Raw genomic sequence first — 12,604 nt, forward strand, 5'->3', positions numbered from 1 at the left:
GGGTGCAACGGCCCTTCCGCGTACGTCAGAAGCCCGGGCTCACGGTGCCCCGGCGTACCGAATACGCGACGAATCCCGCTCCGGCGCAGAGGAAGGCCGTACCGCCGATCAGATACGGGGTGGTGTCGACCCCGGCCCCGGTGTCGGCGAGCGTCTCCTGCGTGGTGATCTCTCCTGCGGCGGACGCCTGTTGGCCAGGAGCCGAGGAGCCGGCGGAACCGCTCCGCGGGCCTGCCCCGTCCGTCGCGTTGGCGGAGGGGACGAACCAGAGAGCGCAGAGCAGGGTGCCTGCCGCGGTGGTGGTCAGCAGCGTGCGACGAGCGATGGACACAGAATCGATCCCCTTGCGACAACCATCAGTTAGCCCCGTGGGCCGATGCTAAGCAAAGCAGCGGGTCGGAGGAAAGCCGAGGGCCCCAGGAGCCTTACGCTCCGGCGTATGAGCACTTCAGAGACAACCGCATTTGTTCGGCTTCGCGTGGAGATGGTGCTGGAGATCACCGACGCGGACGCCCTGACCGGCACCGCGCTCGAGAGCATCGCCGCCGATCACGCGGCGTCCGGCGCCGCCGCCGAGGACTCCGCCGAAGAACGTATGCATGCCGAGGCGACGGTCAGGGAAGACGATGCGGAGGCGCTCGCGTCACTTATCGACCCGTTCGACCTGGTCAGCCAGGTGCCCGGGGTCGAGCTCGCCCAGGCCTCGTGGAGCAGCGAGACCATCGACTACGACCCCGGCGCCGACGACTGGACCGCCGGCGGGGACGACGAGGACGAGGGCCACTACGGGATCGAGGACAATGAGACGGACGACGAAGAGGGTGGCGGGACGGAACGCTGACTCCGCTCGGCAGGCCGGCCGGGCAGCGGGAACCGCTGCTGCCCCCGGTGCGTCGATGAGTGGTGTTCCCCACATCTTCGGCTGATGAGGAACGGAAGACCCGGTCAGGGTGTTCTTGGAGCATTGACGGGTGTTCGCCGTCCGGCGGCCCCGTCGGGGATTTTGGGGAATCGGCAACGATGGAGAAGCGTGTGATGACGGACAGCAAGCGGCGCAGGGGCCTCATGGCCGCGTCCGCACTGCTCGGCGGCGTGCTGGTGCTTTCGGCCTGTAGCGACGACGGTGGTGGCAAGGGCGGCAGCGCCGAGAGCTCGAAGACGTCGCAGGCCGAGGTGGACGAGGCAGCGGCCAAGGACGCATCCGAGGCGCAGATAACGATCGCGCCGAAGAACGGTGCCACCAACGCGAGCATCAACAGCGCCGCCATGGTCACCGTCGCCAAGGGCAAGCTCACCGAGGTCACCATGACCACGTCGGCCGGAGAGACCGTCGAGGGCACGCTCGCCGCCGACGGCTCCAGCTGGAAGCCGACGGGCCAGCTCGAACGCTCGACCACGTACAAGATCAGCGCGACGGCCACCGACTCCAAGGACCGCGAGGCGCACGCCAACAGCTCCTTCACGACCGTTTCACCCGAGAACAGCTTCATCGGGAACTTCACCCCCGAGGACGGCTCCACCGTCGGCGTCGGCATGCCCGTCTCGATCAACTTCAACAAGGCGATCACGAACAAGAAGGCCGTCCAGGACGGCATCACCGTGACGTCGAGCAGCGGCCAGGAAGTCGTCGGCCACTGGTTCAACGAGAAGCGCCTGGACCTGCGCCCCGAGAACTACTGGCAGGGCAACTCCACCGTCACGCTGAAGCTGGCGCTCGACGGCGTCGAGGGCGCCGACGGCGTCGTGGGCGTGCAGCAGAAGACGGTCACCTTCAAGGTCGGCCGCAACCAGGTCTCGACCGTGGACGCCAAGGCGCACACCATGACCGTCACCCGGGACGGGCAGACGATCAAGACCATCCCGATCTCCGCCGGTTCCTCGGACAACCCGACGTACAACGGCCAGATGGTGATCTCCGAGAAGTTCAAGGAGACCCGCATGGACGGTTCGACGGTCGGCTTCACCGACGACGACGGCAAGGGCGAGTACGACATCAAGGACGTGCCGCACGCCATGCGGCTGTCCACGTCGGGCACCTTCATCCACGGCAACTACTGGGGCGCCAAGTCGATCTTCGGCAGCGTGAACACCAGCCACGGCTGCGTCGGCCTGTCCGACACGAAGGGCGCGGGCGACCCCGACGTGCCGGCCGCCTGGTTCTACAACAACTCCATGATCGGTGACGTGGTCGTCGTCAAGAACTCCCCGGACAAGACCATCGCCCCCGACAACGGGCTCAACGGCTGGAACATGAGCTGGGCGCAGTGGACGGCGGACTCCGCCGCCTGACCGTCCCACCCGCGCCGATTCCCCGTACGAAGGCGGCGGCACCCCGGATCCCCGGGTGCCGCCGCCTTCGGCGTGTGCGGCCCGCAGGTGTTCTCATCCAGCTCTCATCGCAGACTTAACTCCTCATCACACCCGCTCCGTAACTTCGCGCCATGTTCTTCACCTACCTCCGGCGCGAGCTGCGCCGCCGCAGAAAGGCGGCGCTCGTCGTCGCCTCGGGGCTCGCCCTCGGCATTGCGCTGGTCATCATCGTCAGCTCGGTCTCCTCGGGCATGAGCAAGGCCCAGGACAAGGTCCTCCAGTCGCTGTACGGCCTGGGCACGGACATGACGGTGACCAAGGCCGCCGCCGCTCCGGGTTCCGGCACCCAACGGCCCCGGTTCGAGTTCGACGCCAAGGACGACGACGCGACCCAGAGCACCGACCGCGTCATGGTCCAGGGTTTCCAGACACTGGCCTCCACCACCGTCGACAAGGTCGGCAAGCAGAACGGCGTCGCGGACGCCGTCGGCGGGCTGAGCCTGACCGTCATGAAGGTCGACGGCCAGTTCAAGCGCGGGGAGTTCAAGCAGGATGAGGGAGCGGCCCAGGGCGGCCCCCGCGGCGGCAGCGGTCAGCCGCAGGGTGAGGTCCAGGGCGGCGGCGCCTCCTTCGACGTCAACTCCTTCACCGTGTACGGCACCGACGTCACCCAGCAGGACCTCGGTCCGCTGACCTCCTCCAAGATCACCAAGGGCCGTACGTTCAAGGCCACCGAGACCGACGCCAAGGTCGCGGTCGTCGACGCCGCGTACGCCAAGGAGAAGGAGCTCGCGGTCGACAAGACCGTCACGGTCTCCGGCACGAAGTACACGATCGTCGGGGTCTCGACGGCGGACAGCGGTGACGCGGCCGCCAACGTCTACGTCCCGCTGAAGCAGGCGCAGACGCTCGCCGACTCCAAGGACAAGGTCACCACGGTCTACGTCAAGGCCGCCGACTCGCAGGCCATCGACACCGTCAAGGCCGCCATCCAGAAGAACATCTCCGGCACGACGGTCACCACGTCCGCGGACCTCGCCGACACGGTCTCCGGTTCCCTCTCCACCGCATCCGACCTCGCCTCCAGCGTCGGCAAGTGGCTCTCCATCGCCGTCCTGGTCGCCGCCTTCCTCGTCGCGGGTCTGCTCACCTCCTCGGCGGTCAGCCGCCGCGTACGGGAGTTCGGCACCCTCAAGGCGCTCGGCTGGAAGAGCGGACGCGTCACCCGCCAGGTCGTCGGCGAGGCCCTCGTCAACGGCCTCATGGGTGGTGTCCTCGGCATCGCCGTCGGGCTCGCCGGTGCGTACGCCGTGACCGCCATCAGCCCCACCCTCACCGCCCAGCTCGGCTCCTCGGGCGGCGGAGGCGGCATGGGCGGCGGCGGCCCGATGGGCGGCGGCGGTCCCGGCCGCCAGACCGCGGCCAAGACCCTCGACATCGCGCTGACCGCCCCGGTCTCCCTCACCACGATCCTGACCGCCGTCGCGCTGGCGGTGGCGGGAGGACTCATCGCGGGTGCCTTCGGCGGCTGGCGGGCCTCCAGGCTGCGCCCGGCCGACGCCCTGCGCCGCGTCGCGTAACGCCGCCCCCGCCCCTCCCCTCCGTACGTACAGCAGGAGTCCACACGTGTACCAGCTCAAGGGCGTCACCAAGCGCTACATGCGCGGCAAGAACCCCGTCGACGCACTCGCGGGCGTCGACCTGACCATCGAGGACGGCGGCAGGCTCGTCATCCAGGGTCCGACCGGCGGAGGCAAGTCCACGCTCCTCCAGATGCTCGGCGGGCTGGACAGACCCACCTCCGGCACCATCGAACTCGACGGCGTGGACCTGGCGAAGCTGCCCGAGTCCCGGCTCACCAAGGTCCGGGCGGAGTCCATCGGCTTCGTCTTCCAGAGCTTCAACCTGATCCCGACGCTCACCGCCCAGGAGAACGTCGAGACCGCGCTCGTCCCGCTCGGCCTCGGCGCCAGGACCCGCCGGGAACGGGCCGCGGAGGCCCTCGACTCCGTCGGTCTCGGCGACCGCCCCACCCACCTGCCGGGCGAGATGTCCGGCGGTCAGCAGCAGCGCGTCGCGATCGCCCGGGCGCTCGTGAAGCGGCCCAAGGTACTGCTCGCCGACGAACCCACGGGCAACCTCGACGAATCCATGCGCGACGAGATCATGGAACTGCTCGACGGGCTGTGGAAGGAGCACGGGCTGACCTTCGTGATGGTCACCCACGACAGTTCCCTCGCCCGCAAGGCGCCGCGGGTGGCGACCATCCGCAAGGGCAAGGTGACGGTGACGGAGAACGCGGTGGCCTGAGGCCGGCGGGTACGCGGCGTCCCCGGCAGGCGGTCGGGGCGCCGTGTCACGCCGACGCGTGCGCGGCGACGGACCTGCGGTAGGTCCGCAGGTCCCCGCGCCTCACCTGGCGCAGCCCCGCCACGTCGTCGTCGGCCACGCTGCGGGACCGTGCGCATTCGGGCTGCGCGATCCCGGGCTGCGGGATTCCGGGCTGTCCGCCCGTGGGCCGTGGGACTCCGGGCCGTGGGACGCCGGTACGGACGGGGCGCGGGCGCAGCCAGTACCAGGGCTGCAGCGGAGGCCGGACCAGCCCGTACAGCCAGCGCCTGATCAGCTGCCCCAGCCCCGGCCGGCGGGCGTCGGGCAGCCCGACCACCCGTACCCCCATGATCAGTTTGCCCGCGCTGCCCCGGACGGCCGCCGTCAGCAGCACCTGGTTGACGAAGGAGAGCGCGAGGGCCGGCAGGGCGGTCAGGACCACCGCCCGGCCCGTTTCGGCCGCATGCACGTACGGCCGGGTCAGTAACCCGGCTGCCAGCAGGCAGAGGTAGCAGTCCAGGGCGATCGCGAGATACCGCCGCATGCCGTCGGCGCCGGACGGAAGGGACGGCGGCGGGCGGAGCAGACCGTACGGGGGAGGGGGCATCGCGCCGTCGTACGAGCGGGGCGGGCGCCCCAACGCCGGCTGTCTGTACAAACGTTGACTTCCGGTAGCATCCCGGGCCCCCCGTGGCGATGTCATGACGGCATCATGACCGATCGTCAGCCGGCGGGAGCTTCCCCTGCAGCCCCGACTTGCCGAGGATGTCCCGCCGGGCATCCGCGGGAGCACGGTCAGCAGCCGCCGCCCCCGGGCAACCGGTAGCGGGAATCCAGCCGGTACACGCCTGCCCTCGGCACCGTGAGCCGTGTCCAGGCGCCGTCCCGCCCCACGCACGCCCCGCCGTTCGCCCGCAACCAGGGCGAGTACGCGATCCGCACCCGCACCGACCCCGCCGACGGCATCCGCACCACCAGCGTCGCCGCGTCCCCGCGCACCACCTCACCGGGCGCCGACACCGGACCGGCCGCCCCGCGGACCCGGTAGACCCGCCACCAGGTGTCCTGCCACACCGGTTCCAGCCAGTCCGCGCCGCGCCGGACAAGGGCCGCCTCCGCCTCGGCCGGACTGTCCGGCGTACCGCTGTGCAGCACCACCAGGCCCACGCCCCACCGGTCGAGCCAGTCGCGGTACGCCGCCGGTGCCAGCGTCCTCCCGTAGAACAGCCGGCCGCGCTCCACATCCAGCTGGCGGTTCCAGCCGCGCGCCATCGTGACGTGCGGGGCGAGCAGGGCCGCCTCCCGGTGGTTGCGGGCCGGGAGGACCTCCACCCGGGTGCGGTCCGCGCCGAGCGCCTGCAGCGCGGCGACGACACCTTCGGTGTGCACGGCCCAGTCGGGCACCGTGGTGGAGACCTCCAGGTCGTCGTCGGTCTTGTTCACCACCCAGCCGGTGTTGACCACGAGGACGCCCGCGAGCACGGCGGTCCCCACCCGCCGCACCGCCCCTGCCCGGCCCCGGCCGCCCGTGAGCAGCGCCGCGAGCAGCACGGGCGGCCCGGCGAGCCCCACCAGCCGCTCCACGTTCGTCCCGACCGGCGAGGCGACACAGAAGGTCAGGACGACCCCGGGCGCGTACACCGCGGCCGCGAACCTGACCACCCGCCAGCCGCCCGAGCGCGGCGCGGCGAGCCACACGGCCGCGCACGTACCGAGCGGCATCCACAACACACCCGCACGCATGGGCTGTTCCCCCGTGAACGGAAACAGCACCGCCGTCGCCGCGACCACCGCGACCGGCGCGGCCAGCAGCGCGAACGCCCTGCGCCCCTGCCCGTCCAGTCCGTACGCCGCACCCGCCACCACGAGGAACAGCCCCGCCACCGGACTTGCCGCCGTCGCCAGGGCGGCACACCCCGCGGCGACGGCGGGGCGCCCCGTCACGCACACCAGCGCGACCAGCCCGATCGCCGCGCCCAGCGCGAACGTCGTACGCCCGGAGGCGACGTTGCACCAGATCCCGAACGACCCCAGCACCGCGGGCGCCACCGGCCACCGCACCCCGCTGCGCACGCACAGACGCGCCAGCGCCCACGACCCGCCCAGTCCCGCTGCGACGGAGACCGTCCGCACGCCGAGTACGGCCATCAGGTGCGGGGTGAGCACGCTGTAGCTGGCGGTGTGCATCCCGCCGTACCAGGAGAGGTTGTACGCCGACCAGGGGTGGCGCCCCGCGAAGTCCGCCCACGCCAGCTGCGCGGCGAGGTCCCCGCCGCCGGTGGACAGGACCGCGGCCCACACCACGTACAACGGCACGACCGCCAGCGTCGCCACGAGCGGCACCCGCCACGGCGGACGCCGGTCGACCGCCACGTCCGGGCTCGAACTGCTGCGCGGCCGCGGGATCTTCGCGGACAGGCGGCCGGGTGCTTGCGTATGCGTACGAGCACGTTCAGTGATCCCCACTCCGCACACCCTACGGCGGGGCGCGGCACCCCTTCGGCCCTCACACTCCTGCCCGGGGGGCTGTGAGCTTCGCCACCGTACGGGTCGTCCTGCGGACGATCGTGGTCAGTATGGAGGCGGCTCCGGGCTTCTCCGGGGCCACGCTGGGACAATCGCCCGGTGCGACGGTCCTCCCCCGACCGGTGGCGCTTCCAGGGACAGGGAGCGCCGTTGTGCACGAGCCCACCCATGGAAGGTCTTGATCAGATGCCCGCCACCTCCGGCTCCGTCAGCCCGCACACCGCCACCACCCGCGTCATCGAGCCGCTCTACGCGGAAGTTCTGCGACGCAACCAGGGTGAGAAGGAATTCCACCAGGCGGTACGCGAGGTCCTCGAAACCCTGGGCCCGGTGCTGGCGCAGCGGCCGGAGCTGGTCGACGCCCGGATCATCGAGCGGATCTGTGAGCCCGAGCGCCAGCTCATCTTCCGCGTGCCGTGGTCGGACGACTCCGGCGACATCCACGTCAACCGCGGATTCCGCGTCGAGTTCTCCAGTGCCCTCGGCCCCTACAAGGGCGGACTGCGCTTCCACCCCTCGGTCAACCTCGGCATCGTGAAGTTCCTCGGCTTCGAGCAGATCTTCAAGAACGCCCTCACCGGCATGCCGATCGGGGGCGGCAAGGGCGGCGCGGACTTCGACCCGAAGGGCCGCTCCGACGCCGAGATCATGCGGTTCTGCCAGTCCTTCATGACGGAACTCCACCGCCATCTGGGCGAGTACACCGACGTACCCGCCGGTGACATCGGCGTGGGCGGCCGCGAGATCGGCTACCTCTTCGGCCAGTACAAGCGGATCACCAACCGCTACGAGTCCGGCGTGCTCACCGGAAAGGGCCTCGGCTGGGGCGGGGCCCAGGCCCGCACCGAGGCGACCGGCTACGGCTGCGTCCTGTTCACCGCCGAAATGCTCCGCAGCCGCGGCGAATCCCTCGACGGCCAGCGCATCGCCGTCTCGGGCTCGGGGAACGTGGCCATCTACGCGATCGAGAAGGCCCAGCAGTTCGGCGCGACCGTCGTGACCTGCTCCGACTCGGGCGGCTACGTGGTCGACGAGAAGGGCATCGACCTCGACCTCCTCAAGGAGGTCAAGGAAGCAGGCCGCGGCCGGGTCTCCGACTACGCGGAGCGCCGGGGCGAGCACGCGCGCTACGTCCCCGGTACGGGTGTCTGGAACGTCCCCGTGGACGTCGCCCTGCCCTGCGCCACCCAGAACGAACTCGACGAGACCGACGCCCTCGCCCTCGTACGCCACGGTGTGAAGGCGGTCGCGGAGGGCGCCAACATGCCCACCACCCCCGAGGCCGTCCGCATCCTCCAGGACGCGGGTGTCGCCTTCGCCCCCGGCAAGGCGGCCAACGCGGGCGGCGTGGCCACCAGCGCGCTGGAGATGCAGCAGAACGCCTCCCGCGACTCCTGGACCTTCGCCCACACGGAGGAGCGCCTCGCGGAGATCATGCGCCACATCCACGACGCCTGCTACACGACGGCCGAGCGCTACGGCAGCCCCGGCAACTACGTGGTGGGCGCGAACATCGCGGGCTTCGAACTGGTCGCCGACGCGATGCTCGCGCAGGGCCTGATCTGATCCGCCCGGCTCGGGGCGGAACACGTCCCGAGCCGGCCCCGGGTGGGGCGCGACGCCTCACGCCCGTCTGCGGAAGTACTCCGCCAGACCGGTGTTCACCACCAGCACCACCGCGAGGACCGCGGCCGCCACCGGATGACCCGTCCCGTGGACCGCTGCGGCGCCTCCGCCGAGCACCACCGCCTTCACCGCCAGAACCCCGGCGAGCGGCAGCCGGATCCGCGCGCGGGGCGCCGCGAACAGCGCCCACAGGGCGACGGCCGCCGCAGGTGTGCCGAGCCCCAGCAGCAGCGAGACCGCCCAGCCGTCGACGGCAGTGAAGCCCCACCAGGCAAGGCAGCCGATCGCCAGCAGTTCGAGGACGAAGGCGAGCACCTCGTTCGCGGCGAACCAGGGACGGCCCCGCAGGGCGGTGAGGTGGCTGTGGTCGTCGCTCGCCGTCATCGGATCCGAACTCTCCTTCGATCGAAGCTCCTTGGGCGCAAGGGTGCCACGTGCCGGCGCCGCCTCAGGAGACTTCGGCCATCCGTGCCCGACACCCGGTTTGGCCAACAGCAGATTCGCCCGGCGCGGAACGCTTCCACCTCCCGCGCCGGGCGCGGCGCTCCTAGGCTGGGGTGATGAGCAGCCACGCGCAGAATCGAGCCCGCGTCATCCCCCTGCGTCCCGTCCCCGCGACACCGGGCCCCGCGCCCGCCCCCAGAGAGCCGCTCTGGCGGGACGTCGTCGGGGATGTCCTGCGCCGCGAGCGGCTCGCCCAGGGCCGGACGCTCAAGGACGTGGCCGAGGACGCCCGGATCTCGATGCCGTACCTCTCCGAGGTCGAGCGCGGCCTCAAGGAGGCCTCGTCCGAGGTCCTTGCCGCGGCCGCCCGCTCGCTCGGGCTCGGGCTCACGGACGTGCTGTCCCTGGCTCAGCAGGAGCTCGCCCGGTACAGCCGGACCGCACCCGCGGGGGCTCCGATGGGCGCGGTGCTGCTGGCGGCCTGAGAGCGGGTACGGGACACGCGTGCCGCTTCCTGCGTGATGCGCGGACGGGGACCCGGCCGACGGCACTGGTCATTTCGCCGATGGCGGGCAGCTCCTCGCCGAGGACTCTGGGCGGGTCAGGCACCCGTATCCCCGTCAGGAGTGCTCCATGCGTCGTCGATCCCCGCGTCGGCTTCTCGGCGTTCTCGCGTCCGCCGCGGTCGCGTTCACCCTCTTGTCCTCCGCCCCCACGGCCGGCGCGGCCGAAACAGCGCAGCCCGCCTCCGCCGCGCAGTCTGCCGCCGCGGCCGTCCAGCCGCTGTCGACCAGCACACCGGTCGTCTTCGTCCACGGCTACACCGGCAACGCGTCCAACTGGGCCACTGCGATCAGTGTCTTCCAGCTCAACGGCTGGTCCAGCTCCAAGCTCTTCGCCTACGAGTACAACTCGTACGGCAACAACGTCTCCAACGCCCAGGGCCTCGCGTCCTTCGTCAACAACGTGAAGGCGCGGACCGGCGCGAGCAAGGTCGCGATCGTCAATCACTCGATGGGCGGCCTCGTCAGCCAGTACTACCTGAAGGTGCTGGGCGGCAGCACCAGCGTCAGCCACCTCGCCTCGATCGCCGGCGCGAACCACGGCACCACGTACGCGGGCGCCTGCCTGATCTACACGACCTGCCAGCAGATGTACCCCGGCTCCTCCTTCATCGCCCAGATCACCGCGGGCGACGAGACGCCGGGTGACACCAGGTACGCCAGCTGGTACTCGGCCTGCGACGGAATCATCATTCCGTACACCAGCACCCGGCTGAGCGGCGCGACGAACAACGACGTGCTGTGCCAGACCCACATCGGGTTCCTGGCGGACACGGTCGTGCTCGGTCAGATCGCACGCTTCGTCGCCTCCTGACCTGCCCCGCACGACGCGTGGGCCCCGCCACCGGCAGCAGCCGTTGACGGGGCCCACGTCACTGCGCGGAGCCTCTGCTCACGCTCCGGGAGCCGGTGCGATGCCCGTCGGGCAGGCGCGGCCCCAGTTCGTCTCGGAGGGGGACTCCAGCGTGGCGCCCGTACCGCCGATGCCGCAGTAGCCGTCGGGGTTCTTGTCCAGGTACTGCTGGTGGTACGCCTCCGCGGGCCAGAAGGTGCGGCCCTCGGCCGGGAGGATCTCCGTGCTGATCGTGCCGAAACCGGCGCCGGTGAGGACCTGCTGGTACGCCTCGCGGGACGCGGCCGCGCCCTCCGCCTGCTCCGCGGTGTGGGTGTAGACCGCCGACCGGTACTGCGTGCCCACGTCGTTGCCCTGGCGGAAGCCCTGGGTCGGGTTGTGGGACTCCCAGAAGAGCTTCAGCAACTCCGCGTACCCCACGACCGTCGGGTCGAAGACGACACGGACGGCTTCGGTGTGGCCCGTCAGGCCCGAGCAGACCTCTTCGTACGCCGGGTTCTCCGTATAGCCGCCCTGGTAGCCGACGAGGGTGGTCCACACGCCTTCGGTCTGCCAGAACTTGCGCTCGGCACCCCAGAAGCAGCCCAGCGCGAAGTCCGCGACCTCCAGACCCTCCGGGTACGGGCCGGTCAGCGGGTTGCCGAGGACCGTGTGGCGGGACGGGACCGTGAATTCGGGGACGGGGCGGCCACGCAGGGCCTCCTCGGGGGTGGGGAGCTGCGGGGTGCGGTGGTTCAGGAACATGCGGGGGCTCCTCCGGGGTCGGTGTTCAGTGCGTACAACGCCATGGGGGCGCCGTGGATTCCGGCACCCCCTGCCCGTCGGCGGCTACTGCGGCAGCGTCGCCGGGCTGCCGCCGTTCGACTCGTACCCGGCGACGGCCAGCGCCCGGTACACCGTGTACTCGGCGGCCGGATCGGAGTCCTGGATCCAGGGCAGCGCGCCCACGTGGCCGTCGATGTGGACGAGCTGGTGCATCGCCTCCGACCAGCGCTCCATGCGGACGAGGAAGAAGACCAGCAGGTGCCGGACGTGCGCGAGTACGGGATCGTCCGCGCGGGCGGCGTGCACCGCGAACATCGCGCCCCCGACCGCCTTCGTCACGACGGACCCCCGGTAGAAGCCCTGCACGAGGTTGACCTCCGGCAGGTTCTCGTACAGCGCGAACAGCGGCAGCGCGGCCAGCAGCGAGCCCTGCGGGGCGCGGGCGGCGGCGGCGGTGGCGAAGCGGTCGACGAGCTCGGCCGAGCCGTGCCACTTCTCGCACCAGAAGTGCAGGGCGGCGATGTGCGCACCCATGTGGGCGGGGGCACGGTCGATGACCTTCGCCCACACCTGGTCGAACTGCTCGTGGGAGTAGCCCAGTCCGCGGGCCACGGCCAGTTCCACGATGTACGGGACGGGGTCGCCCGGCGCAAGCAGGGCCGCCTCGCCGCAGACCGTACGGGCCTCCTCCAGGATGATCCGGAAGTCGTCGGTGCCCACCGCGGCGGTGCGCCACGCCTGCTGCACCAGGAACTCGGCGTGCACCGCCGCGCCGCCCGCGTCCTTCGGGGCCTCGGCCCGCCACTTCCGCAGCCACGCCCCGCCCTCACCGGGCCGCCGCGCCAGCTCCAGCGAGGCCGCACCGGCGAAGGCCTGCACCCGCTGCCAGCGGATCTCGCTCTCCTTGGGCGTGCCCGCAAGGAGCTGGGAGGCGGCCCGCCACTCCTGGGTGCCCTGCACGACGTCCAGGACATCGAGAAGGTCCTGGTCGGGGCCGGGCATCCGGATGTCCAGCTCCTCCTGGCGCACGAACCCGTAGTTCTCCGGGTCGGCCGCGTCCGGGGAACCGGGCGCTACCTGCCGGATGCCGCCACGGCGGCGCAGCATGATCGGGCCCACGACCACGGCGAGCATGCACAGGGCGAGCAGGAACCACAGAATCTCCATGGCTCCATTGTCCCTTGAC

13 protein-coding genes are annotated in these 12,604 nt (G+C 71.2%); 7 read left to right on the top strand and 6 right to left on the bottom strand.

Annotated elements, in window-relative coordinates; all coding sequences use genetic code 11:
* Nucleotides 1–25: 25 nt before the first annotated feature.
* Nucleotides 26–331 carry a hypothetical protein gene (locus ACFQ6X_RS12235; protein WP_383179910.1) on the bottom strand — a complete coding sequence of 102 codons (306 nt, stop codon included), beginning with the start codon at nucleotides 329–331 and terminating at the stop codon, nucleotides 26–28.
* A gap of 108 nt (nucleotides 332–439) precedes the next feature.
* Between ACFQ6X_RS12235 and ACFQ6X_RS12240 the strand changes: the two genes are divergently transcribed.
* From ACFQ6X_RS12240 to ACFQ6X_RS12255, 4 genes are all read left to right on the top strand, one after another.
* Nucleotides 440–841, top strand: a complete 402-nt coding sequence (locus ACFQ6X_RS12240; RefSeq protein WP_329207993.1) for a hypothetical protein — start codon at nucleotides 440–442, stop codon at nucleotides 839–841.
* A 179-nt stretch (nucleotides 842–1,020) separates the two neighbouring features.
* Entirely contained in the window at nucleotides 1,021–2,289 is a 1,269-nt protein-coding gene (locus ACFQ6X_RS12245; RefSeq protein ID WP_329207992.1) for an Ig-like domain-containing protein, read from the top strand.
* Between the two features lie 152 nt (nucleotides 2,290–2,441).
* A complete protein-coding gene (locus tag ACFQ6X_RS12250; RefSeq protein ID WP_383179914.1) occupies nucleotides 2,442–3,890 on the top strand; it encodes an ABC transporter permease in 1,449 nt (482 codons plus the stop codon).
* A gap of 46 nt (nucleotides 3,891–3,936) precedes the next feature.
* Nucleotides 3,937–4,620, top strand: a complete 684-nt coding sequence (locus tag ACFQ6X_RS12255; RefSeq protein WP_383179917.1) for an ABC transporter ATP-binding protein — start codon at nucleotides 3,937–3,939, stop codon at nucleotides 4,618–4,620.
* A 46-nt stretch (nucleotides 4,621–4,666) separates the two neighbouring features.
* Here ACFQ6X_RS12255 and ACFQ6X_RS12260 read toward each other — a convergent pair whose 3' ends face one another.
* Both ACFQ6X_RS12260 and ACFQ6X_RS12265 read right to left on the bottom strand, forming a co-directional pair.
* A complete protein-coding gene (locus ACFQ6X_RS12260) occupies nucleotides 4,667–5,185 on the bottom strand; it encodes an RDD family protein (RefSeq protein WP_383180361.1) in 519 nt (172 codons plus the stop codon).
* A gap of 251 nt (nucleotides 5,186–5,436) precedes the next feature.
* Complete coding sequence (locus tag ACFQ6X_RS12265) at nucleotides 5,437–7,107, bottom strand: hypothetical protein (RefSeq protein ID WP_383179920.1); 1,671 nt, start codon at nucleotides 7,105–7,107, stop codon at nucleotides 5,437–5,439.
* 246 nt (nucleotides 7,108–7,353) lie between these two features.
* Here ACFQ6X_RS12265 and gdhA point away from each other — a divergent pair, with 246 nt between their 5' ends.
* Nucleotides 7,354–8,733 (top strand): NADP-specific glutamate dehydrogenase, encoded by a 1,380-nt coding sequence (gene gdhA / locus ACFQ6X_RS12270; RefSeq protein ID WP_383179923.1) that lies wholly within the window; start codon nucleotides 7,354–7,356, stop codon nucleotides 8,731–8,733.
* A 57-nt stretch (nucleotides 8,734–8,790) separates the two neighbouring features.
* Here gdhA and ACFQ6X_RS12275 read toward each other — a convergent pair whose 3' ends face one another.
* Nucleotides 8,791–9,177, bottom strand: a complete 387-nt coding sequence (locus tag ACFQ6X_RS12275; RefSeq protein ID WP_383179926.1) for a YrdB family protein — start codon at nucleotides 9,175–9,177, stop codon at nucleotides 8,791–8,793.
* A 176-nt stretch (nucleotides 9,178–9,353) separates the two neighbouring features.
* Between ACFQ6X_RS12275 and ACFQ6X_RS12280 the strand changes: the two genes are divergently transcribed.
* The gene (locus ACFQ6X_RS12280) at nucleotides 9,354–9,722 is read left to right on the top strand and encodes a helix-turn-helix domain-containing protein (protein WP_383179929.1); all 369 of its coding nucleotides are present in this window, start codon (nucleotides 9,354–9,356) and stop codon (nucleotides 9,720–9,722) included.
* Between the two features lie 148 nt (nucleotides 9,723–9,870).
* The gene (locus tag ACFQ6X_RS12285; RefSeq protein ID WP_383179932.1) at nucleotides 9,871–10,614 is read left to right on the top strand and encodes an esterase/lipase family protein; all 744 of its coding nucleotides are present in this window, start codon (nucleotides 9,871–9,873) and stop codon (nucleotides 10,612–10,614) included.
* Between the two features lie 78 nt (nucleotides 10,615–10,692).
* Here ACFQ6X_RS12285 and msrA read toward each other — a convergent pair whose 3' ends face one another.
* Nucleotides 10,693–11,397: a peptide-methionine (S)-S-oxide reductase MsrA gene (gene msrA, locus ACFQ6X_RS12290; protein ID WP_383179935.1), complete on the bottom strand. Its 705-nt coding sequence runs from the start codon at nucleotides 11,395–11,397 to the stop codon at nucleotides 10,693–10,695.
* Nucleotides 11,398–11,481: 84 nt separating this feature from the next.
* A complete protein-coding gene (locus ACFQ6X_RS12295) occupies nucleotides 11,482–12,585 on the bottom strand; it encodes a hypothetical protein (protein WP_383179938.1) in 1,104 nt (367 codons plus the stop codon).
* Nucleotides 12,586–12,604: the final 19 nt, after the last annotated feature.

This window comes from Streptomyces sp. NPDC056452 (assembly GCF_042796085.1).
Lineage (GTDB): Bacteria > Actinomycetota > Actinomycetes > Streptomycetales > Streptomycetaceae > Streptomyces.